This window comes from Pantoea sp. MBLJ3, from assembly GCF_000816655.1.
Lineage (GTDB): Bacteria > Pseudomonadota > Gammaproteobacteria > Enterobacterales > Enterobacteriaceae > Pantoea > Pantoea eucalypti.
Genome location: NZ_JSUT01000029.1, coordinates 257578 through 283138, shown reverse-complemented (window position 1 = coordinate 283138; position 25561 = coordinate 257578). Strand labels below are relative to the sequence as shown.

Annotated in this window: 24 protein-coding genes; 16 read left to right on the top strand and 8 right to left on the bottom strand. The window is 50.2% G+C overall.

What is annotated here, in order from left to right:
• The first annotated feature begins 60 nt into the window (after nucleotides 1-60).
• The 3 genes from NP77_RS20475 to fetB all read left to right on the top strand — a co-directional run bounded on the left by NP77_RS20475 (nucleotide 61) and on the right by fetB (nucleotide 2260).
• Nucleotides 61-549 (top strand): hypothetical protein, encoded by a 489-nt coding sequence (locus NP77_RS20475; protein WP_003855038.1) that lies wholly within the window; start codon nucleotides 61-63, stop codon nucleotides 547-549.
• Nucleotides 550-825: 276 nt separating this feature from the next.
• Nucleotides 826-1494, top strand: coding sequence for an ATP-binding cassette domain-containing protein (locus NP77_RS20470; RefSeq protein ID WP_039661455.1), 669 nt, complete (start codon nucleotides 826-828; stop codon nucleotides 1492-1494).
• On the top strand, nucleotides 1481-2260 hold the full coding sequence (gene fetB / locus NP77_RS20465; RefSeq protein WP_039661454.1) for an iron export ABC transporter permease subunit FetB: 780 nt from the start codon (nucleotides 1481-1483) through the stop codon (nucleotides 2258-2260). The genes NP77_RS20470 and fetB overlap by 14 nt, the downstream gene beginning before the upstream one ends.
• Before the next feature lie 185 nt (nucleotides 2261-2445).
• On the opposite strand, the gene NP77_RS20460 is transcribed toward fetB, so the two are convergent.
• On the bottom strand, nucleotides 2446-2847 hold the full coding sequence (locus tag NP77_RS20460; protein WP_039661453.1) for a VOC family protein: 402 nt from the start codon (nucleotides 2845-2847) through the stop codon (nucleotides 2446-2448).
• Nucleotides 2848-2990: 143 nt separating this feature from the next.
• On the opposite strand from NP77_RS20460, the gene NP77_RS20455 reads away from it, so the two are divergent.
• The 9 genes from NP77_RS20455 to NP77_RS20415 all read left to right on the top strand — a co-directional run bounded on the left by NP77_RS20455 (nucleotide 2991) and on the right by NP77_RS20415 (nucleotide 10365).
• Nucleotides 2991-3305: an antibiotic biosynthesis monooxygenase gene (locus NP77_RS20455; protein WP_039661452.1), complete on the top strand. Its 315-nt coding sequence runs from the start codon at nucleotides 2991-2993 to the stop codon at nucleotides 3303-3305.
• 186 nt (nucleotides 3306-3491) lie between these two features.
• Nucleotides 3492-4451: a LysR family transcriptional regulator gene (locus tag NP77_RS20450; RefSeq protein ID WP_003855042.1), complete on the top strand. Its 960-nt coding sequence runs from the start codon at nucleotides 3492-3494 to the stop codon at nucleotides 4449-4451.
• Nucleotides 4452-4804: 353 nt separating this feature from the next.
• On the top strand, nucleotides 4805-6259 hold the full coding sequence (locus NP77_RS20445) for an NAD(P)-binding domain-containing protein (RefSeq protein WP_039661451.1): 1455 nt from the start codon (nucleotides 4805-4807) through the stop codon (nucleotides 6257-6259).
• The gene (locus NP77_RS20440; RefSeq protein ID WP_003855044.1) at nucleotides 6256-6738 is read left to right on the top strand and encodes a CMD domain-containing protein; all 483 of its coding nucleotides are present in this window, start codon (nucleotides 6256-6258) and stop codon (nucleotides 6736-6738) included. The genes NP77_RS20445 and NP77_RS20440 overlap by 4 nt, the downstream gene beginning before the upstream one ends.
• Nucleotides 6735-7301 carry a peroxidase-related enzyme gene (locus NP77_RS20435; RefSeq protein ID WP_008924630.1) on the top strand — a complete coding sequence of 189 codons (567 nt, stop codon included), beginning with the start codon at nucleotides 6735-6737 and terminating at the stop codon, nucleotides 7299-7301. Before NP77_RS20440 ends, NP77_RS20435 begins: the two co-directional genes overlap by 4 nt.
• A 12-nt stretch (nucleotides 7302-7313) precedes the next feature.
• Nucleotides 7314-8051 carry an amino acid ABC transporter ATP-binding protein gene (locus NP77_RS20430; RefSeq protein WP_003855046.1) on the top strand — a complete coding sequence of 246 codons (738 nt, stop codon included), beginning with the start codon at nucleotides 7314-7316 and terminating at the stop codon, nucleotides 8049-8051.
• A 20-nt stretch (nucleotides 8052-8071) separates the two neighbouring features.
• A complete protein-coding gene (locus tag NP77_RS20425) occupies nucleotides 8072-8887 on the top strand; it encodes a transporter substrate-binding domain-containing protein (protein WP_003855047.1) in 816 nt (271 codons plus the stop codon).
• Between the two features lie 79 nt (nucleotides 8888-8966).
• Entirely contained in the window at nucleotides 8967-9656 is a 690-nt protein-coding gene (locus NP77_RS20420) for an amino acid ABC transporter permease (RefSeq protein ID WP_197066380.1), read from the top strand.
• Between the two features lie 16 nt (nucleotides 9657-9672).
• Nucleotides 9673-10365, top strand: a complete 693-nt coding sequence (locus tag NP77_RS20415; protein WP_003855051.1) for an amino acid ABC transporter permease — start codon at nucleotides 9673-9675, stop codon at nucleotides 10363-10365.
• 452 nt (nucleotides 10366-10817) lie between these two features.
• Here the strand turns inward: NP77_RS20415 and NP77_RS20410 are convergent, their stop codons facing one another.
• The 4 genes from NP77_RS20410 to NP77_RS20395 all read right to left on the bottom strand — a co-directional run bounded on the left by NP77_RS20410 (nucleotide 10818) and on the right by NP77_RS20395 (nucleotide 15912).
• Entirely contained in the window at nucleotides 10818-12089 is a 1272-nt protein-coding gene (locus NP77_RS20410) for a hypothetical protein (RefSeq protein WP_039661450.1), read from the bottom strand.
• Nucleotides 12086-14506: a TcfC E-set like domain-containing protein gene (locus tag NP77_RS20405; protein ID WP_039661449.1), complete on the bottom strand. Its 2421-nt coding sequence runs from the start codon at nucleotides 14504-14506 to the stop codon at nucleotides 12086-12088. The genes NP77_RS20410 and NP77_RS20405 overlap by 4 nt, the downstream gene beginning before the upstream one ends.
• Before the next feature lie 68 nt (nucleotides 14507-14574).
• Entirely contained in the window at nucleotides 14575-15108 is a 534-nt protein-coding gene (locus NP77_RS20400; protein ID WP_008924634.1) for a CS1 type fimbrial major subunit, read from the bottom strand.
• 72 nt (nucleotides 15109-15180) lie between these two features.
• The gene (locus NP77_RS20395) at nucleotides 15181-15912 is read right to left on the bottom strand and encodes a hypothetical protein (RefSeq protein ID WP_231572349.1); all 732 of its coding nucleotides are present in this window, start codon (nucleotides 15910-15912) and stop codon (nucleotides 15181-15183) included.
• A gap of 691 nt (nucleotides 15913-16603) precedes the next feature.
• Between NP77_RS20395 and NP77_RS20390 the strand changes: the two genes are divergently transcribed.
• Nucleotides 16604-16867: a hypothetical protein gene (locus tag NP77_RS20390; protein WP_369700130.1), complete on the top strand. Its 264-nt coding sequence runs from the start codon at nucleotides 16604-16606 to the stop codon at nucleotides 16865-16867.
• Between the two features lie 182 nt (nucleotides 16868-17049).
• On the opposite strand, the gene NP77_RS20385 is transcribed toward NP77_RS20390, so the two are convergent.
• Nucleotides 17050-17280: a hypothetical protein gene (locus NP77_RS20385; RefSeq protein WP_003855058.1), complete on the bottom strand. Its 231-nt coding sequence runs from the start codon at nucleotides 17278-17280 to the stop codon at nucleotides 17050-17052.
• Between the two features lie 1089 nt (nucleotides 17281-18369).
• On the opposite strand from NP77_RS20385, the gene NP77_RS20375 reads away from it, so the two are divergent.
• Together NP77_RS20375 and NP77_RS20370 are read left to right on the top strand one after the other, a co-directional pair.
• Nucleotides 18370-19479, top strand: a complete 1110-nt coding sequence (locus NP77_RS20375) for an SDR family oxidoreductase (protein WP_003855059.1) — start codon at nucleotides 18370-18372, stop codon at nucleotides 19477-19479.
• A 420-nt stretch (nucleotides 19480-19899) separates the two neighbouring features.
• Nucleotides 19900-20982: a site-specific integrase gene (locus NP77_RS20370; RefSeq protein WP_181405302.1), complete on the top strand. Its 1083-nt coding sequence runs from the start codon at nucleotides 19900-19902 to the stop codon at nucleotides 20980-20982.
• A gap of 18 nt (nucleotides 20983-21000) precedes the next feature.
• On the opposite strand, the gene pagP is transcribed toward NP77_RS20370, so the two are convergent.
• Nucleotides 21001-21570 carry a lipid IV(A) palmitoyltransferase PagP gene (pagP, locus tag NP77_RS20365; protein WP_039661446.1) on the bottom strand — a complete coding sequence of 190 codons (570 nt, stop codon included), beginning with the start codon at nucleotides 21568-21570 and terminating at the stop codon, nucleotides 21001-21003.
• 443 nt (nucleotides 21571-22013) lie between these two features.
• Between pagP and fhuE the strand changes: the two genes are divergently transcribed.
• Nucleotides 22014-24236: a ferric-rhodotorulic acid/ferric-coprogen receptor FhuE gene (fhuE, locus tag NP77_RS20360; protein WP_039661445.1), complete on the top strand. Its 2223-nt coding sequence runs from the start codon at nucleotides 22014-22016 to the stop codon at nucleotides 24234-24236.
• Nucleotides 24237-24413: 177 nt separating this feature from the next.
• Here fhuE and NP77_RS20355 read toward each other — a convergent pair whose 3' ends face one another.
• Complete coding sequence (locus NP77_RS20355) at nucleotides 24414-25553, bottom strand: amidohydrolase (RefSeq protein ID WP_039661444.1); 1140 nt, start codon at nucleotides 25551-25553, stop codon at nucleotides 24414-24416.
• Nucleotides 25554-25561: the final 8 nt, after the last annotated feature.

The window sequence follows — 25561 nt, the reverse complement described above, 5'->3', positions numbered from 1 at the left end:
CGTGTAAGTTCTGTCGTGTTATACGTTTGTTGTTCCCGTGATCCGATCAGGAGAAAGAGAGTGAAAGCAACTGCAATGGTTACAACCAGCCTGTTAATGCTGATGAGCAGTGTTCATGCTGAAGGTCTGACGACCTCAGCGGATGGTAAAAACCTGACTGTCAGTTTCGGGCAGCCCACCATCAAACAGGTGCTGCACTACCGCAAAATGTATGACAAAAAGCCGTTTCCGGACGCTGAGATCTATTATTACGACAATGGCACCTACAAGATCATTTCTCAGGGCGAAAACCACTACGGCGTTTACGTTATGCAGGGCAAGTTTGATGATGAAACGTTCACCGTGCGTTTTATCTCTCTGCCTTCTGCTGACTGGGGGAATAAAACGGCCTTTCACCAGTTAACGTTTATCAAAAGTGAAAAGCAGAACGTTTTCATTCAGAACGCGATTGTCGACACCGGCGAGGCCATCGCACAGCAGAACGGCACCTATACACAGGAAATGAATACGGTCACAAACCCCGTTTCTACCCACTGGGAAAACAAATAATTGCCGCAGCGGGTCAGCCACCTTTGTCTGACCCTCGTGCTTTTTGCGGAGGAACGACCCACAGCTGTTTCAATCCACTCATTTTTAACTCAGAAGATGATTAGCCGTTCTGAAATGACTACTCTTATGTCTCGCAGTCCGATGCGCTTAACCCGCCATTCGCGCTGTAAATGGGCGGCAAAGCACACCACGTGTATCCGGCCCATGAAAGGCAGTGTCTGATTCCGTCTGACGCAAAAATCCTGCCACTTTCTCTTAAGGTCCTGAGGCGTAAATATGGACAGAGTTTTGCCCCTGCTCGATGTGCAGGAGGTCACTTTTTCAGTCGGAGATCGTCAGCTACTACGACCGGTATCTCTGCAGTTACATCAGGGCGATTGCGTATTACTGACCGGCCCTTCTGGCAGTGGAAAAAGCACACTTTTAAAAATTATGGCTTCCCTCATTACGCCAGATTCCGGGCAACTCTTCTTCAAAAACCACGACATCACCACCCTGGACGCAGAGGCGTATCGCCAGCAGGTCTCGTACTGTTTTCAGACACCGCAGCTGTTTGGTCAGACGGTTTACGACAACCTCGCGCTTCCCTGGCAGATCCGGCGCCAGAAACCGCATCGGGAAAGGCTTGTTGCTCACCTTGAGAGTGTCAATCTCTCACCCGATATGCTGAATAAATCTGTTGAACAGCTCTCCGGTGGGGAAAAGCAGCGTATCGGGCTGCTTCGTAATCTGCAGTTTATGCCGGATATTTTGCTACTGGATGAAGTCACCAGCGCCCTTGATGACGTAAACAGGCTGGCGGTGCTTTCATTGATTAACAGAATTTCAGTTGAAGACAAGGTGGCGGTGGTGCGTATCAGTCACGATGTAAATGACATTCAGCAGGCCGGGAATGTGCTTCGTCTGGCAGCGCCCGAAGAGGAGCATCAGCGTGAATCAACATAATATCAGTGACACCTCACTGTTGCTCTCATTGACGCTGGTCGTCATTGCTTTGCTAATCAGTCAGAAAGAAAAGCTCGGCATGAGCAAAGATATTATCTGGAGTGTATGCCGGGCGATTATCCAGCTGATTATTGTTGGCTTCGTGCTGAAGTCAATTTTCGACGTTAATAACAGCTGGCTGACGGTAGTGATGGTGTTGTTTATCTGCGTAAATGCCGCAATCAATGCACGCAAGCGCGGTCGGAATATCGATAACGCCTTTGCGATATCCTTTGTCGCTATTTTCAGTGGCACCGTCATCACACTGACGATTCTGGTGCTTAGCGGCGCAATCGCCTTTGTGCCGATGCAGGTCATTCCCATCTCAGGCATGATTGCCGGTAATGCCATGGTCGCGGTAGGGCTCTGTTACAGCAATCTGAACCAGCGTTTCAGCGATAATCACCAGAAAATTATGGAGATGCTGAGCCTGGGCGCATCAGTGAAGTTGTCGTCGGGCCGTATTATTGCTGACAGCATTCGTACAGCTCTGATCCCCACGGTAGATGCGGCCAAAACGGTCGGACTGGTCAGCCTTCCTGGGATGATGTCAGGATTGATCTTCGCAGGAATCGATCCGCTCAAGGCAATTAAGTATCAGATTATGGTGACGTTCATGCTGATTGGAACCGCCAGCCTGTCAACAATCATCGCGGTCTATTTATCTTACCGACGTTTTTATAATGCCAGGTCGCAGCTGGAAATATCGGAAAATAAGCGTGATTAAAGATACTAATTCGCGGATCTGAACGTTGCAGCCTGAGCGCAATAGAAGCGCTATTGGTTTACTTGCTGATATTTAGCTGATAACAACGTGCCGGGAAATAATTCATAAGCACTTATCCAGTATCAAAGATATCGTGTCTGGATTCGTGCTTTTGCTGGTCCATCGCGTTATCTGGAGGACAGCTTTTAAGTTTGTCTGTTCTGATAAAGGTCCCAGCGGTTACCGTAAAGATCTTCGAATACCACCACGGTGCCATACTCTTCTTCTCGCGGCAGCTGGCAGAACGTGACGCCTTTCGATTTCATCGCGTTGTAGTCACGCCAGAAGTCATCTGTCTGCAGAAAAAGGAAAACTCTTCCGCCGCATTGATTGCCGATAAAATTTTTCTGTCGTTCATTTGATGCGCGAGCCAGAAGAAGATTGCAGTCACTCTCAGGATTGGGTGTGACTACAACCCAGCGCTTACCCGGCTGTGGTGTATCTTCAACAAGTGTAAAACCCAGTTTTTGCGTGTAATACTCAATTGCCCGGTCATAGTCATCAACTACGATTGCCACGTATCCGATACATCGCTTCTGTGTTCTCATTTCTGCTCCAGCTGGTTTCCGTTCCGGTTTGCGTAAAAGAGTGTTTTAACACAAACATGATTTACCCGCTCCTGATAAATAATTCCGGTTTAGCGAGTGGCATGCTATGGTTAAAATCCCTTCCATAACATGAGGATAGTGAAATGATTGTCAGGACATGGCACGGATGCGTACCAATTATCCATGCAGAGAGTTTTGCGATTCATCTGCAGAAGACCGGCGTTGAACATTCACAAAGGACGCCTGGTAATCTGGGAGCCTATGTGAGAAGAGAGACGCAAGGGAAATGGGAACATTTTTTTCTTGCAACATATTGGGAAGATTTAGAGGCAATCAAAGCGTTTGCTGGTGAAGAGTACCAGATTGCCGTGACCTATCCTGATGATGAACAGTTTGAACTGATATCAGATCCTTTCGTCTTCCAGCACCACGTTCAGACGATAACAGCATTAGAGTGACCTGGCCGCCGCCACATTAAGGCGGCATGAATATCCTGCATTCAGTCGCCGGATACACGCCGTGACGAATCGGCAACTGCCACGCGATTTTTGTCGTTATGGCTAATTTGACAAACTCTCTCTATGATGGATTTTTTCCCGTGTGTTTATCGGGAACGATCAATGACTTAGGGAAGAATCCTCGCGATGACTTTGTTAAATGACCTCGATCTGCGTCAGCTGGAAGCCTTCTCGGCGGTAATCTCTGCGGGCAGCGTCACCGCGGCAGCCAAAGTGCTAAACCGCTCCCAACCCGCCGTTTCCCGTCTGATTCAGGAGCTGGAGCAGTCGCTGGGTTACCCACTGTTTATTCGTAATGGTCCGCGCATTCATCCCTCAGAAGAGGCCTTGCAGCTGCATCAGTATGTGCAAAAAGCGCTGCTGTCATTACAGCAGATACGCCTGCGTGCTCAGGAAATTGCGCATCAGCAGCATCGCCCGCTCAGTATTGCGGCTACGCCCGCGCTCGCTGCCGGCTTATTGCCACAGGCACTGGCTGCGCTGAATCTGCAAAACAAAGTGCAAATCATCAGTGAATCCGCCGTTCAGACGGCGCATGCGGTGATCACCGCAGAGGCTGACATCGGTTTGTGCAGTTTGCCGCTTGAACATCACGCGGTTGAGTTGCACTGGATTGGACAGTCGCAGTGCGTGGTCGCGCTGCCGGAAAAAGATGAGCTGGCATTGAACAGTACGCTATCGCTGAGTCAGTTAGCAGGCCGCCGTTTAATTGCCCCCTGGAGTCCGCAGCGTTTGCGTGGCCGCTATGATAAAGCGCTGAAGAAGGTCAAAGCGCCGCTGCTGGAAACTATCGAAACCAATTCGTCGGCGAATATTCTGGGCTGCGTGCGGGCTGGATTAGGTGTAGCGATCCTCGAACCGGTTACAGGCTGGGGCATGCCGCTGGCCGGTGTGGCGATCCGCCCGCTTCAGGAAGATATCCCTTACTTTTTTGGTGTGATCACGCCTCAGGGCCGCCAGCTTTCCAGCGCGGCGCAGGCGCTGGTGGAGGCGCTGGCAGATGCCGCCGCGCAGTTGCTGCCTGGATTTAAACGTCTGACTGCCAGTGAACACCCTCGCATTATGCGAATCATCAATCAGGATTAATAACGGTTTTCGTTTTAACGTCACTATCAAGTGGAAGGCTGCGATATAGAGATCGTTTTTACTACAGGTATTAAGGCAGAACCAGACACCCATTTATAAAAAATCCCTTCATATTCAATGCTTATAGCTTTTTCAGCATAAGATATAAGAAATCCATTGGTCGAATCCTGAGCGGAGTTATTGACTCTGAATTAGGGCAAGAGGATTATGCGAAAACTTAGTTCTTACTATGCGTTTTAATGATTGTTAGCAGCCTATTATGTGTTTTGAAGATAATCAAAGGCCGTCTCATTGACGCACATTGACCGTTTTCGCTCGCTCTCATGCGATCGCTGACACCAGGGGATTGCTTTATGACATTTGTCGCCAAAGGTCTTGATGCGCTGGAAGCTCAGCTTCAGCAGGATCTGGAGTTTCTGGAGCTGCCTGCCAAATCATGGGTACCGGAACGGACTTATCAGAGCGCACCCGTTCGCGATGTAGTGGTGATTGGTGCGGGCATGTGCGGTCTGGCAGCGCTCGCTAAATTACAGTTCACCGGCATTAGCAATGTGGTGGCCTATGACGCTGCGCCCGCAGGGCTGGAAGGGCCGTGGGTTACTTTTGCGCGCATGGAAACGCTGCGCTCGCCGAAAACGCTACACGGTCCGGCTCTGGGGCTCGCGCAGCTGACCTTCCGTGCATGGTTCACGGCACAGTGGGGGAATGAAGCATGGGAAGCACTGGACAAAATTCCTAAAGCGCAGTGGATGGATTACCTGATTTGGTACCGCAGGGTATTGAATCTGCCGGTGCAGAACAACGTGCGTGTCACCCATATCGCGCAGGCCGGGGATCTCATTGCGCTCGATCTGGACGGTGCCGAAACCGGGCGCGTCTACACACGCCGATTGGTGCTGGCTACCGGGCGTTCAGGACTCGGTGGTTTTGCCGTCCCGGATTTCCTGCAAGGTATCGATCGCCAGTTCTGGGCACACTCCGCCGATAACATCAATTTTGCCGCATTACAGGGCAAACGCGTCGCGGTGATTGGCGCAGGCGCATCGTCGATGGATAACGCTGCCACCGCCCTGGAGCAGGGCGCTGCCGCAGTCGATCTGCTGATCCGACGTAAAGAAATGCCGCGCATTAATAAGATGACGGGCATTGGCAGTCAGGGCGTGGTGCATGGCATGTATCAACTCCCCGACGTCTGGAAGTGGAAGTTTGTCGATTACACCGCCGCGACGCAAACGCCGCCGCCGCGTGCTTCAACCCTGCGTGTATCCCGTCATGACAATGCACGTTTCTTCCTCGACTGCGCCATCAAGGCCGTTAAGCAGGAAGTCGATGGCTTGCTGATCGAAACGACCCAGGGCGTATTGCGCTACGACTTCCTGATCGCCGCCACCGGCTTCACCAACGATTTCCACGGTCGTCCGGAGTTTGCTGCCATTGCGCCACATATTCGTAGCTGGTCCGACGGACGCTATCAGCCGGAAATGGGGACTGCACGACACAGCCTGCTGGAAGCGCCGGATCTCGGACCTTCGTTTGAATTCCGCGAATTGACGCCGGGTGCCTGCCCGATACTGGCACACATTCACTGTTTCAATGATGCTGCGATGCTGACGCACGGCAAAGTTTCTGGCGATATTCCTGCAGTGAGTGCAGGAGCGGAACGCCTGGTGCGCGGCATTGCTGCTTCACTGTTCGCCGATGACGTCGGGCAGCACTATGCCAACTTACAGGCTTTTAACACCCCGGAATTACTGGGCGATGAATGGGTAGATTCAACCCCGCGACTAAAACAGGAGAACGCGTTGTGAGCGACGTTATTGATCAGGCAGCCGGATTAGTACCCGAAGAAGCGTTGTATCAGACGCGCCGCCTGCGTCCCGAATTTGTTGAGGGTGCAGAAGCGTGCCGTCTGTCAGTGTTAACGCCGGAAGACGAACAGGGTTTGCCTGCGGTTCTCCGTCTGGCGCTGGCGCAACGTATGGCGGTCTTGAACGCGGATGAACCGCTGCAACGCGATTATCATGCACAGCTGGCAGTGTTGAACCCGTCTGACGCGTTACTGGCGCTCGCGGCCGGTAATCCTGTGCATGAGGAACCGCTGGCATCGATTGCACGCCATGCTGACATGGTGACACAGCACCCGATTCAGGCGACTGAACAGCACATTCGCCTGCTGGAGCAGGCCGGCTTGAGCAACCCGCAAATTGTCGCGCTCTCTGAACTGATCGCCTTTCTTAACTTCCAGACGCGGGTCGCGGCTGGCTTACGTCTGATGAGGTCCGCATGATTCCGTCGGTTAATCTCAAGCCGCTGCACTGGCATCCCTATATCACACCCGTAGAGGTTGAACAGGCAACGCCGGCACAGCTTGATGCGATGAAAGTGACGCCGTCCAACAAGAAGATCTCAGAGTATGTGCGCACGCTGGTACACGATCCAGAGAGCTACACTGCGCGTACCGGTTTATTCAACGCCATTATGTATGTTGACGGTGGTCTGAACCGCGCGGATCGTGAACTTGGCGCACTGGGTGCTTCCATTGTTAACGGTTGCCGCTACTGTGCGGTGGTGCATGCGCGCCGTCATGCACAGCTGGCCGACAGCGACGCCGTGGTCAGTGCCATCTATTTCGACCGTGCGGACGTGCTGGGTGAACGCGACGCGGCTATTTATCACTTTGCGCGTCGTTTATCGGTCACACCGTCTGAAGCCACGCCGGAAGATGTTGCCGCACTTCGCGCCGTCGGCATGAACGATCAGGAGATTATCGATCTGATCCACGCTATCGCCATCTTTGGCTGGGCCAACCGTCTGATGCATGTGCTTGGCCATGCTGACCTGAACAAATAAGGGCTGCACCGGATGTTAGAACTCAACAATATTACGCTCGCGTACGGAAGTAACCCGATTCTGAAAGGTGTCGATCTGTCAGTAAAACGCGGCGATGTGGTTTCGATCATTGGGCCAAGTGGTACGGGGAAAACTACGCTGCTGCGCTGCATTAACTACCTGGCGAAGCCGTCAGCGGGGACGATTCAACTCGACCAGATCCGCATGGATTATCAGTCACCCGACAAAGCAGCGATTCAGGCTATCCGTCTGCGCACTGCCATGGTGTTTCAGCAGTTTAACGTGTTTAAAAATATGACGGTGCTGGAAAATGTGATGGATCCGTTGATTGTTATCCAGCGTAAAACCAAACAGCAAGCGCGCGACATCGCCGTGCAGGAGCTGGAACGCGTAGGCCTGGGAACCCGGCTCGATCACTATCCATCGCAGTTATCGGGCGGCCAGTTACAGCGGACCGGTATCGCCCGTGCGTTGGCGGTGCGTCCGGATGTGATGCTGTTTGATGAACCGACCTCATCGCTCGATCCTGAGCTGGTGGGTGAAGTGCTTAAAGTGATTAAAGATGTGGCGTCATCCGGCATTACCTCGCTGCTGGTGACGCACGAAATGCAGTTTGCGAAAAGCATTTCGAATCGCATCGTGTTTATGGATCAGGGTGTGGTGGCGGCGCAGGGGACGCCAGCAGAGATGTTTGATAACCCAACGCTGCCGCGCCTTGCCCAGTTCCTCAACTCAGAAAAAGTATTCTAATAATTAAAGGAATCAAAAACATGCCTGCAATCAAAACCACATTACGTCGCCTGGCCGCGCCTGGCATCATCGCACTGGCCCTGATCAGCGGTAACAGCTTTGCTGACGCCGTTCGTACTATCAAAATCGCCACCGCTGCAGAATCCAAGCCGCTGTCATGGGGCGCAATTGGTCACGAACCCGAGGGATACGAGCCGGACGTGCTGAAAGCCATCAACGCGAAACTGCCACAGTACAAATTTGTGATGGAAGGTGCGGCGGATATCGCACAGGAAACCGGCCTGGTAACCGGCAAATATGACATGGCCACCGGCGGATACTATAAAGCGCCTGCGCGCAGCAAACAGTTCCTGATACCTGATGCGCCAATCGGTGCCAGCCTGATGAAGATCTACAGCCGCAGCGATAGCAATATCAATGGTATGAAAGATTTGGTCGGCAAGAAGATCGTGCCTGTCACCGCAGGTGGGGGCGTGTATAAGTTCGTCACCCAGTGGCAGCAGGATAACCCGAACGACAAGATCACCATCAAAGCGTCCAGCGCCGGGGTGCCTTATCCGGATCGTCTGAAAGAAGTACAGAACGGTAAATATGACGCACTCATCCTGCCTTCAAACCTCGGTGAGCAAACAGTAATCGACAACCAGAAGCTGGCTATCAAAGCCAGTGAGCCGGTGGTCATTAACAATACCTATGTTCTGATCCACCGCTCTGCTCAGAATCAGGCACTGAATGATGACATCACGAAAACGCTGAAAGAGCTGAAGGCGGACGGCACGCTGGATAAGCTGGCGCAAAAGTGGTTTGGCGAAGACGTCTCCAAATACATGAAGTAATAGATTCACTGCGTCCGGCGATGAGCCGGGCGCATGCTGTCCTTATTAGCAGGAGTGTTTAACCGTGAATCTTTCCTCCATGATTCCAGAACTGCTGTCGGCACTGCCTTTAACGCTCGGCATCATGTTTGTGGCGATGATTGTCGGGTTTTTTCTGGCGCTGATCGCGACCTTTTTCCGCGTGCGCCGTATTCCCGTGCTCAGCCAGCTGGCCGATCTCTACGTTTCTTATGCCCGCAGCGTGCCGGTTGTATTGCAGCTGTTTGTGGCTTTCTACGGCATGCCACTGATCACCGATAACTTTGGCTTTAACGACTTCTTCACGGCCAACGTGGCGGCAATGATTGGTCTGAGCCTGTATCACGGCGGTTATTTATCGGAAGTGATGCGCCCGGCTTACCTCGCGGTTGAACGTGGTCAGCACGATGCCACCGACAGCCTTGGTTACAGTTTCCGCCAGAAAATGCTGCGTGTCGTTGGCCCGCAGGCGGTGCACTTTGCGCTGCCGGGTTACGGTAATGCAATCATCTATCTGATTCACAACGTGGCACTGGTGATGTACATCGGTGCAGCAGATGTGATGGCGACCGCGCACCTGATTATGGAACGCGATTACAACCAGTATCAGTTCGGCACCTATCTCGTGCTGGCCGTACTTTATTCGCTGCTGTGCGGCGTCGCATGGCTGGTTATCCGCTTCTTTGAACAACGTCATGCGAAATACAGCTCGAAGTCTGCTGCGCGCGTGAAGTTCACCACCAGCGTTTGAGTGAGGAAGAAAAACCATGTTTGATGCTGAGGTTTTGCTGCCGGACTTCTGGAGCATTCTTGATGCGGTGCCAGTGACGCTGTTGATGGCTGTTACAGTTTTTATCTGTTCGACACTACTGGGCGGGCTGTTTGCCTTTATTGAGCATCGCCGCATGCCGGTGCTGCGCCAGCTGGTGATTATCTACAAAATCGCCTTCAAAGGTGTGCCGATGGTAGTGGTCATTTTCCTCGCCTATTACGGCTTGCCTCCGGCGCTGCACTTTGTTGCCACGTTACTGGGCGTGGAAGTCAATGCACACTCGCTGCCGAACTGGGTGATCATTATCGTGGCGTTAAGCGCCTGCGTCGCAGCATTCCAGGCTGAAGTGTGGAAAGGGGCACTGAACTCGTTTGACAACGGCCAGTCGGATGCCGCCCTGTCACTCGGTTACAGCGGCGGACAGCTGTTTCGCCGGGTGATGTTCCCGCAGATTATCGTCGCGGCGATTCCCGATCTGGCAAATGCTTTTATGGTGATCATGAAAGCGCTGTCGCTGGCATTTGCCATCGAAGTAGTCGATATCTTTGCTCAGGCACAATTGACGGCAGCACTGAACTTCTATTATCTCGAAGCTTTCCTGATTGCGGTGGTGTTCTACATGGTAATTGCCTACTTAGTCACCCGAATTGCTGACAGGATTGAGGCAGCGCTGCGCGTGCGGACTTAATCAGTATCGTGCTTTACCTGACCGGCAAGTCACTAAACGGGTTGATGCCGTTTTGATAATTGGCGATTAAACAATCCAGCAACTGTATAAAAATCCGGAAGCGTTTCGTTTCCGGATTTTTTATGTCGTTTAGTCAGACCATGAACCGAAAACAGACACCTGGCCTATACAGGCATGCCCTTAAACCCTGGAGCAGGGCAGGCCCCATTGTTGATGACTGAATAACCCGTACAGGATGAACGGCATTCACCCTGAATGCGTATCAGCCAGTTACTGCGCTATACATAAGTGAATTACTAACTGCATTTTTATCGTTGTGATGAAGAGTCATGATAAAACGTTGATGTCGTGATTATTCCCGTTGCGAACTGATTGCCCGCAACGGAAACGTTCTGTTTCAGCGCCTTTTAATCCATCAACATGATAAAAACGGCGGCATTGCCAGATTGATTTTAATAAATATCCGGATCAAAGATGACTGTTACAGCACCACGATACGTATCCGGGCGGGTTTTTAGCATGGTATCAACGTCTTTTTGCCCTACCAGAAATTCGATGCTTCCAGCTCTGTTCTGACCAAAGCTTTTTGTTGTGAATACGTTTTTTGTTAAATCTTTCCCTGTGGTCAGTCGCCGTTTTGACACGGTTGAGCCTGTTGAATGATCAATAATATTCTCCGGCAGGGTCAGAAGGGTCCGGACGGGCACGGTCTGCGAAGGCGTGTTGTCGCTTTTAAGGGCGCAGTCTGAACCGCTCTGCTGCTCGCATTGGAGATAAACCGTAAATTCGCCAGAGCTTGAAAGAGTAAAGTTACTTTTTCCGGTCAGTTCAGGAGTGATACGGTTCACCATCCAGCGCTCCCAGTTTGCAGAACCTTCCTCTTCACTACAGATGCGGCCGGGCGCACAGGGCTGCAGGGACACTGCCCGGTTTTCGGGTGTCGTTGTCAGTTTGAGTTCATGATTCACGGTCAGTGTAAAATTGATATCGAGTTCGTTGTCTGATGCCTGAAAGTTGTCACCGAAATCGATATCGCCTCCAGGTCCGACACGTAGGGCTAGCCTTCCAGTATAAATTCCGGATTCCATTTTCAATGGATCTGGGGCTTTGAGGTCATATCCAAAACTTAGCTCATTGACTTTATTTATGAATTTACTATCGCCAACCGGGCGTTCAACACTGCTTATTTTATAACAACCGGAATTTCCTTCTGGGACCCACCATAACCATTCCAGCCAAGCATTAGCGCCCCAACCTGCATGTAAACTACTGCAACCGCCATCAGGATATAGACTGAAAGCAGCGTCTCCCCGACCCCAATTGTATACTCCTGAGTCACTATTGGCAGTATAACGACCACTAAACGACGATACCCTGAAATGCACCTCCTGCGTGTTTCCCGTTTCTATATTTGTAACCATTATTTTCCGGGTAGACGAGGGCCATTTAAAAAAAAGACTCTCTCTTTTGTCATCCTGTGGTGTCAGCCCTCTGGATGGGGTAAGTGTCAGTCCAGTCGCCAGACTTTTTGTCCCGTCGACACAGTTTGCTGGGTGTGTGGCACAAAATCCACTTTGCGGTGTGGTATTCGTGAACGCATTATTTTCCGGATTATCCATTGAAGGTGAAAACGATGCTGAGATATCCATTGTTGCGGCGTTGGCCGATGCACAGCCGGCAAGCAGCAGGGTGCTCATCAAAAACCGTAATATTACGCTCTTCATTTTTTGTCTCCCGTGTCGATAGCCCGGCATTTTATTGCGCTGATGAATTGCACTTTTTTATTTCTGTCGATTCCGGTCGGGAGGTCACACTGCATTGCGGGTAAACCTTCTTCGGCCCTGATCTTAAGTTTTCTGTTCTCTGTTCCGGAGTCCAGTGTCAGTACTCCCTCAGCGTTTATCACGCCACTGGCTACATCAGTGTTCACATAGCGGTTTCTCAGGACATTGCCATTTTCGTCCTGCAGCATCCCTACGAGAGTGAAGGTCTTCACTGCCTTTACTTTTATGTATTTCACGCTGCCACGTTGCATCTGCACACTGTCGAAGGCTGGTGAGACCTGTACAGCATCACCGCCACTGGCAGTAAACTGGACGTTATCTTTTTTCCACAACTCTGCCGGTACAATATTACGACCCACTTTCAACCGCGTCTCAGCCATCCGGCCTGAAGCCAGGATATTCGTCGTGTCATCATCTGAGTCCACGTCGACAATCAGGGCGGACTCCATGCTACGACTTTTACTTCCGTTGACAGACGCCATTTTGCCTCCGCCAATAACCAGAACCTGGCTCAGATTACCGCCCGCTACGTTGGTATTACCCTGAGTATTATGTTGAACGTAACCATCTCCGCTAACGTACGGCGTATCAACTGAGGCATTGCCGCTGATGACGGTATTTAGCTGACTGTATGAGACGCCGCCTCCGAGAGTGCGGATGCTACTGTCCTCTCCGGGCTGCCACTGATAGTTCAGACTGGAATACCCATGGTTCTGGTTCATGCCTGTTTCAGTTGACAGGATGTGCCGTGCCGCCGGTGCCAGTGAGAGGCTGACACCAAATGAAATACCATGGTCGCGACGATTGTCATTAAAGCCGGGGCGGTCGTATGCGCTGACCCGATAATTTATGTCATGTCCGGACAGAGAGGCCAGCGTGGTCAGTGATATATCGGCACCCAATCCGCGGCGCCAGACAGTATCCATATATTGCCCGTTAACAATGACGGATGTTGACCAGGGAAGCCGGAGCGAAAGGGTGCTTCCCCATGTATCGCCCTGCTGGCGTGATGACGTTCTGTGCCCATAGATATCTGACGTTGTTGAGCGCCAGAATATGCTGGCAGAACTGCCACCGGAGATATTGCGATAATAGCGAATGTCGGTATTTTGGTTCGTTTGATATTCTGTGTTTCCCAGCGTGTATTGGGCAAAAAGACTGTCATCAGGGGATAGCGTTATATTCGCCCGTGTTCTGACCTGATTTTCCTTATCTGTCGCCGCTCCGCTAATGCCCAGAACAGCACGGGGGTGTGCCAGCACATCAATGCCACCCCCAACGGCATAAGGGTTATCGTCTCGTACGCGACCCTTTCCAGAAGCCAGGGTTCTGTGCTGGCCACTCCAGAGATTCATACGCCAGCGTCGGTTTGGGTCGCTCCATCCCTGAGGTTTGTAGATCTGCGCCTGCTGAGTATCGACGGTTTGCCCATTTTCAATGATTTTAATGGTTATATCGTAAATGCCACCAGGCAACTGACGGGTGTCCAGCGCCTGCACACCAGCCTGTAATTCCTGGGTATGAATCAGGCGATTATCACGCCAGACTTCTGCGATGGATCGATTACGTCCAGTCACATAAACAGGCCAGGCGCTGACACTGTCCGTACTGACCAGGAGTGTATCTGAAGTTCCCCACATTGCACCGACTACGGTGTCGTAACCGAATCCGGATGTCTGTACATTACCGGTATCATTGTCTGGAGTAAAAAAGCCCAGGCGAATAAAACTGCCCTGAAGTTCTTTTTGCGTGTAGAGTTCATAAAGACTAGAACTACTATAGTTATATTTACCGTTCGTTCCGGATGACTGAAAGGATGCTTTCTGGCTCCAGTTAGCAAGAGATGAAGTGAGCGATGAATTTATGCCCCAGCTTCGTGATGCCTCCGAGGTTGTAACCGATGCATCGTTATACATAATTATTCCACCGGGTGTTTCTTCCGGCATGGAAATGTATGTGCTTCTGGCACGGGCTGTCTCATAATTCTGGGTATAAAGTTTCAGCACAGAATTATCAAGTTTGTACTGCACCGCCATCAGGCCGGATGGACAGTTTTTCTCGCATTTACCAATCGATACGCCTTTTGCAAGTAAATCACGCCATAGCGTCTGAATTTCCGGGTCAGTATCCTGAGCGTCATCGATTATACGCAGCAGACGAATATTTCCATTTTCTTTTAAGGCAACCGCCGCATCAAATAACCGGCTGTCATTCAGATAGACCTGAACAATAATCTCAGAGTTGTAGAAGTACCGGCGGAAATCTTCAGGTAATTTCCGCATATTTGCGGCCAGCATCATATCATCAGCATGGGATATAAGCGGAAGTAAAATAAGTGCAAAAAGAGTCTTTTTCATAAAAAACCGCCACAATCCTGTGGCGGCCCTCATCTGGTGTGCTCAATGAAATATTTAACTCATATTTATCAGGACTCTGGCGTAACGACAGCAGGTTCAAAGACCATTGCAACTGAACCAGTGAACGAACCACTCATATCAAGAGCCTTCTCATCAGCCTGAGAGATTTTTAACATTGTTCGACCACCGGCTTTGGCATCTTCATTGGTAACAACAGTTGTAGCTGTTTTGCTAAGGGTTACACCATTAAATGTCACAGCCAGAGGAATAACATCTGTTCCATTAGATAGCTGCGGTTTACCATCAGAGTTGAGGTTTCCGGTCAGTGTTGCCTGAATACCACCATTGGTATTTTTATACTGAAACTCTTTCTCAAAGACTTTAAGTTTGCTGGTAGAAATGTCGTAAGCCATATCCTGTGTCTGGTTAATCCAGCCAGAATCAACAGGGATCACCTGAAAAGTATCTGAAGGAACAGTTGCAGATAAATTGATGGTATAGCTTTGGCTGTCAGCTGCATGCGCAACTGCGCCGCCTAAAATTGCACAGGAAATTAGTGCGGTAGAAAAGGATTTTTTAAGAATAGAAAGGTTGCGTTTCATGTTTAATAATATCCTAATGTTTTAAGTGGTCTTTAATTACAGGCAAACTTTCGCCTGAAGATATTTACGGAATTAATAACTCAAATTCCGTTTGTTGCTTCCCTCAATAAGAGTGAAATTCGTTTTATATCCTGCCTTCCGTTTCACATCGTGTGTTCGGCCAGGAAGAATGAATTCTCGTGTTACGGAACCACAATCCGTATTCGCAAATTTACATTGGCGTATTGCATCCAGTGACACCGTAGCGTTGCCGTTATTTCGCACTGATAAAGAGTCTGGCGCCGCATCGTGTATCACGGTATTAAATAAAGGCTTTTCCGGTTGGACGATTAGAATAGTTCCGTACCCGGTGAGGACATTAAGTCCTGCCTGCAGGTTTTCTTTACGGTATTCACTCACTGCTTTCTTATCAAGTCCAAAGCCATCGTCGCTCTCTGGCATAACAGGGATGAATCTGATGCGAAAATATCGCTCACTGTTACGCTCACCAGGCCAGAGCATACGGACACTCTGAAATCCTGATGGGGGAATAATAAGGCGCTGTGGTGTCACAATAAGTCTCTCACGTTCCAGTGTTTTTCCGGATACCTCTTTTTGTGGTAACTCATTATTTTTATCCTGTCGCTCAGGATGTATTTCAAGAATCTCAACCCGAACAAATGCGGTGGAGTCACCTGTGTTATATATTCTTTTAGTCATACTTTGCATTCCTGGCGTCAGGACATCATACATACTGCCGATGCCAATAACGGGTGTGGCGAAAGTTGATGGCGAAAATAACAATAAAACAAGAGCTGCACTCACACAGGAAATTATCCGATTAGTATATTTTACTATCATAAAAAACCAACTTTATAGAATTACTCAGCCCTGATCGAAGGCCATGAGTAAATGTCACAATACTGTTTCACCCGTTTTGCCTGTACTGGCTGATAGAATGAAAAAGCCAGCATTCCTGAATTTATTCCATGATTAAGGGGTTGCTATCCAGCATTGCAATTATAAATATCAAGCCAGAATTAAGGTTCATAACGTATAGAGTTGTACGATCAACAACTACAGCTGGCCATATTCATTGTTTAAATTACTTCTCAATAACTTTATCTTTTCTTTTTTGTTCCACGACCTTCTCCCATAATGAATAAAGCTTAGCGTGAATCCTAAAACCAACCTCAGGCAAGCAACGCTATAAAACGTGATGTCATTATCTGAGATGACAAATCACTGTGCTCTGGGTTTGAGAATTGTACATTGATGAAGGCTTGCGACAATCTATATGTATAAAGAAGAAGTATATAGGTTTTTATTCTAATATTTAGATATAATTTAGATGATAGTACTGATATTCATTTAATAACTGGAGGGTTACATTTCCAGGATTAGGCACACAATAGTCTGTTGTTCACAGGATTGAGATGAATTGGACTGCGTTAAATTATCCTCCTCACTTCTGGAGGAAATCGTGAATAACAACAGAATCGTTTTTAGTCTGGTTATCTTCCTGACAATATTTTGGGTTGGTGCGTCTCAAGCGAAGACATCAAAGCAAAACGATGATCTCATTCGCCAGCGCATTATCGAGGATTCAATCGTCTCATATTCAGGTGTATGTGCATGCCCATTTAGTGCTGCGCGAAATGGCAGTAGCTGTGGCGGACGAAGCGCATGGAGCAAGCAGGGTGGTTATGCACCGACCTGTTATAAAAAAGAGGTCTCAAAGCAGATGGTCGATGAATGGCGTCAAAATCATGATGCTTAAATAACTGCGGAATTGGTAGGTGATAATTTTATGAGCCAGCGTAAATCATAAGCTGCGAATCCCTGCTGTTCATGCACAGCTACACCTGTATTTATTCTGGGTAGTTAACAATAAAAATCAACAATAGCCGGATAAAGTGTTATCCGGCCATTGGCGGGTCTAGGTCAACACCAAAGTTCAGCTTATTTCTGAGCCTGCTGTGCCTGCTGATTTTTCTCAGCTTCTTTCTGCTTTTTCTTTGCCATATGATGACCGACTGCGCAGCCTGCTGCAGCTCCGGCGACACCATGATGAGCAACATGACCTGCCACGCCTCCAACTGCGGCTCCTTTAAGACATCCCTCAGCATTAGCCTGTAAATTTACTGACAAAAACAAGCCGGTAGCAATAACGATAACTGATAATTTTTTCATTACTCAATATCCTGGTAGTCATAGTTGCACGTTGAACTCATCAGAGCTTAGCTCCTTTTTGGCTCTTTTCTCTCGTCAGGATACAGATATCACGAAGATAGTTACCTGTGGTTACGCTTTTCAGCCAGTGAGGCGAAAAAATGGCGAGTTTTTATTCAGAATAGTAATCTGCATCTGTTTACAGATAATATTTCGTGCAGGAATTCTTTTCCTTTATAAAGTGAGAGGGCATGTAGTCACTGTGAACCAGAAGAATAACCGGCTGTCGCAGAGATTGCTCTTTTGGCTCGATACTTTTAAACGTGACATGACGCGCGCTTTCCCATCGGCCTGTTTCGACCCTTTTCACGCCATTCATGCGAGTAAGAGAGCCTTTGGCTGGCTGGGTTGTCAGGGATTGATCGTATTCATACAAAATACCCATGGCATCCTGTTGAGAACTGGTCATGCTTTGAGCGGGTGTCGTTCTTGCGTTAAATTCCCTCGCCGGGAAACCGTTTCTGTCTGACGCGGCACTGAAACGTCTCAGAGCGCCTGCGTTTTAAAAAGACTATTATGATTGGCAGAGACAAAACGATGATAATTAAACGCTGTTTAAACGGCTTGCTTAATGAATAATTTAAATTGTTTTTGTTTAACCTGCAGATAATCTTTGAAAAATAATTCAGTCCTAATGGATTCTTAATAAACTTAATTTATAACTAACCTGTAAAGTTCACAAAATATAAATCTAATATAGCTTGATCCCGACTGAGGAAAATGGTTCAAATTAAAGCGACAGCTTAGCCGCAGAGTGGGGAGGTCAGCAGTTATTACTCCTGTGTAGAATATAAATAAATCTTCAACGAACGTGTTTCGTAAAATATCTGCAGTGTTGTTGAGCCTGGCGATAGAAACTGGCCTTATACTGGTCGGGTTTACGAAGTGACAGGTTTGGAAGGCATTGACGTCGGACTCAGCAGTAAACCTGAACTGACCAGCGCATACATCAGAAATGATTTACCTGAACAATTTATTTTTTAATTGTTTCCTGTTTGGGAAGCGGTTTAGTAATGCTTCCTTTGATCAATCAGATTAAATGGCACTATCATGAAAAAAATCCTTATTACTGGTTCTACAGGTTTTTTAGGCGGGGCTGTTGTAGCAAATTTATTACAGAACAAGGTCAAGGATAGGCTGCTGCTGCTGGTCAGAGGCGAGACGGTTGAAGAAGGGCTAAAAAGGCTTAAAGCTAACCTTAAAAACTTTGGCTTAAGTGAGTCAGTTATTCACACGATAACACCTGAAAATATCATTTTAGGTGATCTGGCATTAACGGAAAACTTTATCAATGACTCCCGGATTAATGACGTCACCCACGTTATTAACTGTGCTGCCGTTGCCTCTTTTGGTAACAATCCCACTATCTGGAAAGTGAATGTTGAAGGCACATTCCAGTTCGCTGAACGCATGAGCCGTGTCGCGGGACTTGAGAAATTTATCCACGTGGGTACGGCGATGTCTTGTGCACCGGAGCGTGGCTCGCTGGTGACTGAAGGCGGACTCGATTCCAGCCGCGATCAGCATGTTGTCGAGTACACCTGGAGTAAGGCCTCAATTGAAAAAATGATGACCGAAAAGCTGCCGGAACTGCCTCTGGTCATCGCCCGGCCATCAATCGTCGTGGGCCATTCCGATCAGGGTTGTCTGCCGTCAGCCAGTATTTTCTGGGTATTCCGTATGGCGCTGGCATTGGGGAAATTCACCTGCGACCTGGACGATCGTATTGATGTCGTTCCGGTTGATTACTGCGCGGATGCCCTGGTGATGCTGCTTGATGCAGAAGACGTCATTAATGAGGTGATTCATATCTCTGCTGGCACACAGAGCAGTGTGACCTTCGCTGAAATTGACGAAGCGATGGCTAAAGCATCAGGGAGCAGGGCACTCGGCGTTGATTATCAGAAGGTGTCCTATAAACAGCTCTCTGACAGCAGAAGAACCTTTAAGGATCTGTTCGGGCCCTGCAACGAACGCATCATGCTGCGCGCCATGAATTTGTATGGTCATTTCTCAAACCTGAATGTGGTATTCGATAATTCCAAACTGCTGCAACTGGGTATGAACAAACCCTCAAGATTTACCGATTACCTGGATCGCTGCGTAGTAACAACCCGCGACTCCACCATCGCCGAGTTGATGCAGGTTGATTTCAAATAGTGGATACGGTGAGCCTGCCAGTAAAGCACATGCTGTTTTGGTGAAGAGCGGGCTGTGTAAATCATTATCCTGTCAGGCTGGCAGCTGATGACGCACAGCGTTCATCCCGGGCTGGTATCACTTGCTGCCCGATTGAGACTGGAATTTATACGCCATGGATGGCATTGAGGAACATAAGTGAGTCACAAGATCATTACGTTGATGTTTCACTCCTGAAGCGCTTCTGTATCGCATTTTTATCCAGTAAAAATCCCTTTTCTGGTTCAGCATAACACCCCATCAACGCCTTCAATTTTACTCAAAACGCATCTTTGTGACTCCAGACTTAATAGGTCTGGATTCACAGATAAATTGTGACTAGAATGGCCCGCTTTGAAGTTAGCTACAGGTAGCGATGTGACAACAAATCTGACTCAGACCATGGACCGTTCAGCGTATGTGGGCCGTCATGTACTGGTCTGGCTGGAGCAGGTAAAAACTGCCACGCTTAGTGAGCTGGATAATTTTGGCGATGAAGGCACGGTTGAGCAGGTGATGAAAGTCTGGGTCAAACTGTCATTGCTAAGCAGCCGGCGGCGTCCCGAGATCGCGATTTCATCGCTGCTGAAACATGTTCTGCCCAACATCGGGTTGCTGCCCCTCAAAGCACTGAACCGTTTACGGCTCAACCGGCTCTACAACATTCTGATTGCCGACGGTAAAAAAGAGGAGGCGCGAAGGGTCTTTGCGCTGACTAAACAATTCCTTGCCTGGGCTGAGATGCAGGGTTATCTCGATCATTCACCTATTGCCTCAATGAAGAAACGGGATGTCGCAGGTCGCTCAACGCCGCCGCGCAGTCGGCAACTCACTGATGCGGAAATTTGGGTTTTCTGGCATGGGCTGGACAACTGGGCATTATCAGAACAAGTCCGCTGGGCGCTGCGTTTGTGTCTTGTCAGTGCCCGACGGCCTGATGAAATCGTACAGGCGCAAAAAACGGAGTTCGATCTGCAGTTAGGATTGTGGATGCAGGGCACACGCAACAAATCACAGCGGGAACATGTGTTACCCATTTCACCCCTGATGAAGCAATGCATTGAAGCATTGCTGCGCGATGCGGATCCCGATTCCCCCTGGCTGGTGCCTGCGCCACGGGATCCGCAACAGCCACTGTCAAAAGGCGCACTGAACCAGGCATTGCGCCGGATGATTCGCGCTCCACGCGGACTCGGGCTGGAAGCCTTTACGCCGCGCGATTTGCGCCGGACCGCACGATCTAAACTTTCCGCGCTCGACACGCCTAATGATGTGGCCCGCAAAATCATGAATCATGCGCTGGAGGGTATCGACCGGGTGTATGACACTCATGACTATCTGAGCCAGATGCGCAGCGCGATGAACACCTTTTCGGATGCGGTTGAGCAGATTATTCACTGCGAAAGTTATTATCTGCTGCGACATCGCTATGATGGCGAGACGCTTTCCCTGAACGATCTCTCTATCATGGCGATGTCACGCTAACGCTTACATTCAGGATAATCAGAAGTGGTAGCGCAGCCAGGCAAAATAGACGTTCCCGTTGTTATGCGTACCGGGAATATAGGTCATCTGGAAATCGAGATCGCCATAGCCGATTGAGGCCAGTGGCAGGACGGCTGGCACCGGAATATAGTCCCAGTTGTGTCGTGCGGTCACGCCAACAGTGTAACCTGCGCCCCAGTGAAAACTCTGATCAGCAAGCGGCCGCCAGGTTGCCACCCAGCCATAGCCACCGAAGGGTTCCCATTTATTAAAGGAGTCCTTAAACGCCATTAAATAGATGCCGTTCCAGTTGCCTTTTTCGTCGTAACGGGAAATCCCTCCACCTGCGCCCCAGGGTCTTTCATTATATTTATTAATATGTTCCCGATCGTAGGTTGCACGGTTGTGCCAGGTAATAGCGGGAAGGTAAAAGTCGATTCCCTCAGGTTGCTGCCAGGTGGTGGCGACGTTATTGCTGAAATTTTCCCAGCCTGAACTCACATTCTGCATAAGTGTGGCGGCGGAGGCTGAAAATACACTGAAAACGGACGTAATGATCAGCGCTTTAAGAGGTAAAATTTTGCGCATTGACGAATTCCTGCAATATCTGGTGTTAAATAAGGAAAAAAATGAATCAAGACGGGGATTGTTGCATGAGAAAGGGAAACTTCAGCTCAATGAACGGGCATTACAGGATTTTATAATTATTTAAAATGAAGCAGCATTTGCTTACCGAGGTTAAATTCGCTTTTACACTGATGTGAAAATCCCTTCCTTGCTGGCGATCCTCTCCAGCAGTCCGAACCCGATAAATACTTTTTTGAAAGAATCAGCATTGTTTGTTAACCAAATCTTGCATTGATAATCGCAATGCGTATATTTCTCATTTGCTTTAAAGTTTTTTCACACTTGCGCGTAAACGCTTACGAGAGGGTTTTTGATTTCTCTGAGCATAAGCAGTCAGGCGATGCCCGCAGGATGCAGGGCCGTGATAATGGCAGCATAAAAACATAAAGATAATTGAGGAATTAATGAACGCCTTCGATCTTCAGCATCCCAGGATTAAGAACGTGATTGCTCTGCAACGTCCATTTCGCTTCTCGTTGCTGGCCGTGATTGTCGCCTCATCACTGGCACATAACATTGCGCATGCCGCAGAGACTCAGGCACCCGCTGCCAGCACTGACCAGACTCTGACCGTTACCGCTGCCGATAATGCTGCTGCGGTCTCTTCGCCCGAAACCGATTACAGCGTCCCGGTTACCCGTGCAGGCACAAAAATGCTGGGCACTGCGCGTGATGTGCCGCAGTCAGTCAGCATTGTCAGCAAGCAGCGAATGGCAGATCAGCAACTTCAGTCGCTGAATGATGTGCTGGCAAATACCACTGGAATCCGCGGCATCAGTGGGGATATGGACCGCACTAACTACTATGCGCGCGGCTTTATGATCGACAACTATATGGTCGATGGCATTCCCACTGCTTTTGCCGAACGCTGGAACCTGGGCGATGCACAGACCGATATGGCCCTGTATGAGCGCGTTGAAGTGGTTCGCGGCGCAACGGGGCTGATGACCGGGCCAGGCAATCCTTCAGCAGCCATCAATATGGTACGCAAACATGCGGACAGCAAAGAATTCGGCGGCACCGTCTCTGCCAGCTACGGCAGCTGGAACAAACAGCGTTATGTTGCCGATCTTTCGGCGCCGCTCAGTGAGTCAGGTAATGTGCGTGGCCGACTGGTTGCAGGCTGGCAGGATAACAACAGCTTCATCGAACGCTACGGCGCTAAAAAACAGTTCATCTATGGCGTAGTTGACGCCGATCTGACGGATTCTGCCACGCTCTCTGTCGGTTATGAGTTCAGTCAGGTCAATACCGACTCCACCATGTGGGGCGGCGCACCACGCTGGTACACGGACGGCACACAGATTCATACCCGTCGCGGCTACAACACCGCGCCTGATTGGGCCTATAACGACAAAGAGAATCGCAAACTCTTTGTAAACCTGAAGCAGGATTTCGATAACGGCTGGAACATCACCCTGAACGGGGCGCACAACGAGATGCGTCTGGACAGTAAGCAGATCTATCTTGATGGCTTTTTCGATCGCAATACCGGCGCGGGTGTCTCTTCCTATGCTGACTATCCGGTGGTGGGCGGAACCGGTTATAACACCGGCAAACGGAAAGTGGATGCAGTGGATGCTTTTGCCAGCGGCCCGTATGAACTGCTGGGGCGCCAGCATGAGCTGATGGTGGGCGTCAACTACACCCGCCAGGATAATAAGTACTTCAGCACCTTTGAGAATATCTCGTCGGCGTCGTTAGGTAACTATAACGACTTCAACGGCCAGTATCCGGAATCCAACTGGACACCGCGTCTGCCTGCCAGCGATACCCAACTGGTTCGCCAGAAATCAACTTACATGGCAACCCGCCTGTCACTTGCTGATCCGCTGCACCTGATTCTCGGCGCCCGTTACACCAACTGGAATCGCGAAACCTTAAGTGGCGAAGCGGAAGAAAACAACATTACGCCGTATGGCGGGCTGATTTATGACTTCGCCGAAAACTGGTCGGTTTACGCCAGCTATACCTCGGTGTTCCAGCCCCAGGATTACCGCGATGCCAGCGGTGCTTACCTGTCGCCGGTTATCGGTAAAAACTACGAGGCAGGCGTGAAATCTGACTGGCTGGACAGTCGCCTGACAACCTCCGTTTCAGTTTTCCGCACGGAGCTGGATAACGCAGGTGAAGCGACGACGCAGACCATTCAGGGCTCTGGAGATGTTGCCTACGTTGGCCGCAAAGGGGTTGTGAGTCGTGGTGTGGAGTTCGAAGTCAACGGTGCATTAACCGACAACTGGCAGATGACTTTTGGCGGGTCGCGTTACATCGCGGAAAATCGCGATGGCAGCACGTTTAACCCGCAACTGCCGCAGACCAGTTTTAACCTGTTCAGTAGCTATCGTCTGCCGACACTGCAGCAGCTGACGCTGGGTGGCGGCGTAAACTGGCAGACGCACGTCTGGAACGATGTCGGCGGCCCGGAAGGTAATGGCACCTGGCGCGCGCGGCAGGGCAGCTATGCACTGGTTGATCTATTCGCCCGCTATCAGGTGAACAAAAACCTGTCACTGCAGGGCAATCTCAATAATCTGTGCGACAAAGAGTATGACACCAACGTGGCCAGCTCTGTGGTCTACGGCGAACCGCGTAATTTTTCAGTGACCGCCAGCTACACTTTCTGATTTGTATCGTTGTAACGCCTGTGAAAAACGCCTCATTTGAGGCGTTTTTCACAACATAACAGGTCTGCACTCAGGTAAAACGTAGTGCCAGGTTAAAACCTTCAGTGGACTCCACCACAATCGCCTCAGGCTGCTCCTGAAATGCGATGTCACCCGTCACCGGCATTCCTTTTTTCGTCATTGCGCCGCCACAATCTGCAACGCGCGCGGCACCAGCTGGGTGAAGTACGCCACCGCCGGGCCGATCAGGGCTTCATCCGGATCGAAGGCGGCATGATGCAGCCCAAACTGGCTGGCACTGCCGATGCTGACAAACGCGCCCGGCACCTGTTGCAGATAGAAGGCAAAATCTTCTCCGCCCATCTGTGGCGACTCAGCATGCTCCGCGAGATAGCCACTCTGTTCTGCAACGTCCAGAGCAACATCCACCCAGCCTGGCGTATTAATCAGGGCCGGCGGTCCCTCGGTCCACTCCAGTTCTGCGGTCGCACCAAACCCGGCGGCGATACCCTGAATCAGTGACCGCATGCGGTGCGGGATCTGCGCCCGAATCTCGCCGTTGTGAGTGCGTACGGTGCCCTCCAGCTCAACGCTTTGCGGCAGCACGTTCCAGGTATTACCGGCGGTAAAGCGCGTTACGCTCAGCACCACCGTTTCCAGCGAGCTGAATACCCGGCTCGGCAGGGTCTGCAGTGCCGTCACGATATGACTGGCAATCACGATCGAATCGATCCCCTCCTGCGGTCGTGCGGCATGCGCGCCTTTGCCCTCAATGCGGATCACAAAGCGGTCGACGTTGGCATAAAACGCACCCGCCCGGCTTTGAAGCATGCCCAGCGGCAGGTCAGGCGCATTGTGCAGGCCGAATATCGCCTGAACGCCTTCCAGCGCACCGGCTTCAATCAGCTGACGCGCGCCATTGAAAGTCTCTTCGGCGGGCTGAAACAGAATCCGCACCCGACCAGGCAGCGTCTCTTCCTGCTGTTTCAGTTGCAACGCCACACCGAGCATCACGGCGCTGTGAACGTCGTGACCACAGGCGTGCATCACGCCCGGCTGCTGTGATCGCCACGGTCGCTCGGTGGTTTCTTCAATCGGTAACGCATCAATATCCGCGCGCAGGGCGATCAGCGGTTCGCCATGACCGATTTCTGCCACGACGCCGGTTTTCAGCCCCAGCGGCTTCAGCCGGATTCCTGCCTGTTCCAGCCAGCGTGTAATCCGTTCCGTAGTGGCATATTCATGATTCGAAAGTTCAGGATGCTGGTGCAGTTCGCGACGCCACTGCACCAGTTGTTCAGTTAAAGGCAAAGTCATGGTATCCC